General features: G+C 71.2%; 4 protein-coding genes and 1 pseudogene. 4 read left to right on the plus strand and 1 reads right to left on the minus strand.

The window, feature by feature from the left end; translation table 11 throughout:
- The 3 genes from AC27VN_RS35015 to AC27VN_RS35025 all read left to right on the plus strand — a co-directional run.
- On the plus strand, positions 1-270 hold a 270-nt coding region (locus tag AC27VN_RS35015), incomplete at its 5' end, for an SLOG cluster 4 domain-containing protein (RefSeq protein ID WP_490879582.1).
- A gap of 59 nt (positions 271-329) precedes the next feature.
- Positions 330-1,847: an AMP nucleosidase gene (locus AC27VN_RS35020; protein ID WP_093354454.1), complete on the plus strand. Its 1,518-nt coding sequence runs from the start codon at positions 330-332 to the stop codon at positions 1,845-1,847.
- Between the two features lie 147 nt (positions 1,848-1,994).
- A complete protein-coding gene (locus AC27VN_RS35025; protein ID WP_490879583.1) occupies positions 1,995-2,987 on the plus strand; it encodes a Bug family tripartite tricarboxylate transporter substrate binding protein in 993 nt (330 codons plus the stop codon).
- Positions 2,988-2,999: 12 nt separating this feature from the next.
- On the opposite strand, the gene AC27VN_RS35030 is transcribed toward AC27VN_RS35025, so the two are convergent.
- Complete coding sequence (locus AC27VN_RS35030; protein ID WP_490879584.1) at positions 3,000-3,701, minus strand: ArsR/SmtB family transcription factor; 702 nt, start codon at positions 3,699-3,701, stop codon at positions 3,000-3,002.
- A 112-nt stretch (positions 3,702-3,813) separates the two neighbouring features.
- Here AC27VN_RS35030 and AC27VN_RS35035 point away from each other — a divergent pair.
- Positions 3,814-3,943, plus strand: a pseudogene (locus tag AC27VN_RS35035) (cytochrome P450); the annotation flags it as partial.

Raw genomic sequence — 3,943 nt, forward strand, 5'->3', positions numbered from 1 at the left:
CCCGAGGACGACGACCGCAACGCCAACGAATGGCTCAGCGTGGCCATCCCCACCGGCATGGGCGAGCTGCGCAACGGCATCGTCGCGCGCAGCGGCCTGTGCCTGGTCGCCATCGGCGGCAACATGGGCACGCTGTCGGAGATGGCGATGGGCCTCAAGTGGGGCAAGCCGGTGTTCGTGATGCACGGCGACGTCGAGCTGCCGGGCGCGGTGCAGGCGACGGATGCGGACGACATGCTCGCGAAGGTGCTGGGCTGCCTGCTGGCCTGAAGGGCGAGCCGGCCGGAAGCGTTCCGAAAGCGGTCACGACGGCATTGCACAATGCCGCCATGCCCTACATGCCCCCCTTCGTCGCACCCGCCCGCTTCACCGACGCCGCCGCCGCGCTCGACCAGGTGAAGGCCATCTACCAGGGCGGACTCGCCCATCTGCGCGAATCGATGCTGCGCTTCGTGGACGGCGACGAGCTGCCGGGCCGCGTGCGCGCCTGCTATCCCTTCGTGCGGGTCCACACCCACACGGTGGCGCGCCACACGCCGCCGGCCAATGCCGGCCTGAGCTACGGCTTCGTGGCCGGGCCCGGGCGCTACGAGACCACGCTGACGCGGCCCGACCTCTATGCGCGCTACTACCTCGACCAGTTCCGGCTGCTGCTCGAGAACCACCAGGTCGAGCTCGAGGTGGGCACCAGCACGCAGCCGATCCCGATCCATTTCTCGTTCGCCGAGAACGACCACATCGAGGGCACGATGAGCCCCGAGCGGCGCGCGCTGATGCGCGACGTGTTCGACCTGCCCGACCTCGGCGCGATGGACGACGGCATCGCCAACGGCACCTTCGAGGCGCTGCCCGGCGAGGCGCAGCCGCTGGCGCTGTTCACGGGCGCGCGCGTCGACTACTCGCTGCACCGGCTGCGCCACTACACGGGCACCCTGCCCGACTGGTTCCAGAACTTCGTGCTGTTCACCAACTACCAGTTCTACATCGACGAGTTCGTGCGCCTGGGCCACGAGGCGATGGCCGACGAGAACAGCGAGTACATCGCCTTCATCGAGCCCGGCAACGTGGTGACGCGCCGGCGCGGGCTCTCGGCCGGCGCCAGCGCCACCTTCGGCCACCTGCTCGACGGCAGCCAGGGCACGGCGCCGCCGCGGCTGCCGCAGATGCCGGCCTACCACCTGGTGCGCGAGGACTACAGCGGCATCACCATGGTCAACATCGGCGTCGGCCCGGCCAACGCCAAGACCATCACCGACCACATCGCGGTGCTGCGCCCGCACGCCTGGATGATGCTGGGCCACTGCGCGGGCCTGCGCAACACGCAGCAGCTCGGCGACTACGTGCTGGCCCATGCCTACGTGCGCGAGGACCACGTGCTCGACGAGGAGCTGCCGCTGTGGGTGCCGATCCCGGCGCTGTCGGAGATCCAGCTCGCGCTCGAGCAGGCGGTGGCCGACGTCACCAAGTGCGAGGGCCCCGAGCTCAAGAAGATCATGCGCACCGGCACGGTCGCGAGCACCGACAACCGCAACTGGGAGCTGCTGCCCGGCAACCAGCCGCAGCGCCGCTTCAGCCAGAGCCGCGCGGTGGCGCTCGACATGGAGAGCGCGACCATCGCGGCCAACGGCTTCCGCTTCCGCGTGCCCTACGGCACCCTGCTGTGCGTCAGCGACAAGCCGCTGCACGGCGAGATCAAGCTGCCCGGCATGGCCAACCACTTCTACCGCGAGCGCGTGGAGCAGCACCTGCGCATCGGCATGCGGGCGATCGAGATCCTGCGCCAGGAAGGCTCGACCCGGCTGCACAGCCGCAAGCTGCGCAGCTTCGCGGAAGTGGCGTTCCAGTAAGGCCTGACCCGCCAAAAGCGTGACTTAGTTCCGCATTTGGCAGGACTGGAGGCCCATTCCCCGGGTTTTCCCCTGGGTGCCTGTCACCGACACGACAGGCGCTGTACGTCATCATTTGTTTACCTTTTTAGACAATCGGAAACAAATATGCCGCACCCGACCGCCCTGCCGCCTTCGCCCGGACGCCGGCGCTTCCATGCCTGGCTGGGCGCGATGGCCGTGCTGGGAACGGGGGCCGTGCGCGCGGCCGAGCCGCAGCTGACCGCGAAGCTGCGCATCGTGATCCCCGCCAACGAGGGCGGCGGCTGGGACCAGACCGGCCGCGCGCTCGGCGCCGCGCTGCTGGCCTCGGGCGCGGTGGGCGACGTGGTCTACGAGAACATCGGCGGCAAGGGCGGCACCATCGGGCTCGCGAAGTACGTCGAGAAGTACGACGCCGACCCCGACGCGATCCTGATGAGCGGCATGGTGATGGTCGGCGCGGTGGCGCTGCAGAAGCCGGCCGTGACGCTGGCCCAGGTGGCGCCGGTGGCGCGCCTCACGAGCGACTACGAGGTGGTGGCGGTGCGCGCCGATTCGTCGATCAAGACGCCCAAGGACCTGATCGCCCAGCTGCGCGCCGACGCCGCCAAGACGGTGATCGCCGGCGGTTCGGCCGGCGGCGTGGACCACATGTACGCCGGCATGCTGGCGCGCGTGGCGGGCAACACCGCGGCGCTGGTCTACCAGCCGCACCCGGGCGGCGCGCAGGTGGTGGAGTCGCTCGAGTCGGGCAAGTCGGCGGCCGGCATCTCGGGCTACAGCGAATTCAGCGAGGCCCTCGCGAGCGGCAAGCTGCGCGCCATCGGCGTGTCGGCCAGGCGGCCCTTCCTCGGCATCCCCTCGGTGCGCGAACAGGGCGTGGACGCCGACCTCGCCAACTGGCGCGGCGTGCTCACCGGCAAGAAGGTGACGCCCGAGCGGCGCGCCGTGCTGCTCGAGGCGGTGCGCCGCGCCACCGTGGCCGACCTCTGGCAGAAGACCATCCGGAAGAACAACTGGGACGCCTACTGGATGGCGGGCAAGGACTTCGAGGGCTTCCTCGAGCTCGACACCGCGATGGCGGGCCCGCTGATCTACCTGCTCAAGCTCAAGGCCTGATTCGAGGCCCGATCAGGCACCGGCGAACAGCTCGGGCATCTCGCGCACGGCCTTGGGCGTGAGCGCGAGCGCGCGGCCGTCGAGCTCCTGGCGCACCCAGCCGCGCTTCAGCGAGAGCTGCAGCCAGGCGGCGCCGAGCGCGCCGCCCAGGTGCGGGCGGCGCTCGCTCCAGTCGAGGCAGGCGCAGGCGAAGCGGCGGCGCGAACGCCGCACCGCATCGACCTCCACGCCCAGGCTCTCGAGCGCGACCGCGCCCTCGGCCGTGAGTTCGTAGGAGCCGCTCGCGAGGCCGCTGAGCCAGCCCTGCGCATGCAGCCGGTCGTGCAGCGCGACGCCCGCCGTGCCGGCCATGTGGTCGTAGCAGGTGCGCGCGCTGCGCAGCCGGCTCGGCGTGCTGGGCTTGAACCCGGCCACGCGCGGCGCGCCGGCCACCACCATCAGGCCTTCGAGCGCGGCCGCCACGTCGTCGTCGGCAAGCCGGAAGTAGCGGTGCTTGCCCTGCACCAGCAGCGCGACCAGCCGCTCCTCCTTGAGCCGCGCGAGGTGCGCGCTCGCGGTCGAGGGCGCGACCTCGGCCACGGTCGCGAGCTCGGTGGCGGTGCGCGCATGGCCGTCCATCAGGCAGCTGAGCATGCGGGCGCGCGCGGGCTCGGCGATGGCGCCGGCGAGGCGGGCGAGCTGGAGGTCCGGGTTCGCGGAGGTGGCGGTGTTCATGCGGCGATCCTAAGGCGCCATGCCATCCCACACTTCGGCCGCGAGCGAAGTGTGGCGGACACGGGCGGCGCAGACTTCGGCCATGAGCACGCCGCACCCCACCCTCGAGACGATGGCCCCGACCGACCCCGTCAAGGCCGTCGTGCATCCCGATCCCTATCCCTACTACGCCACCCTGCGCGACGGCCCGCCGCTGGCCTGGGACGCCACGCTGCGCCTGTGGGTCGCGAGCCGCGCCGAGG

This window comes from Variovorax sp. 20P10.2.4 (assembly GCF_058244205.1).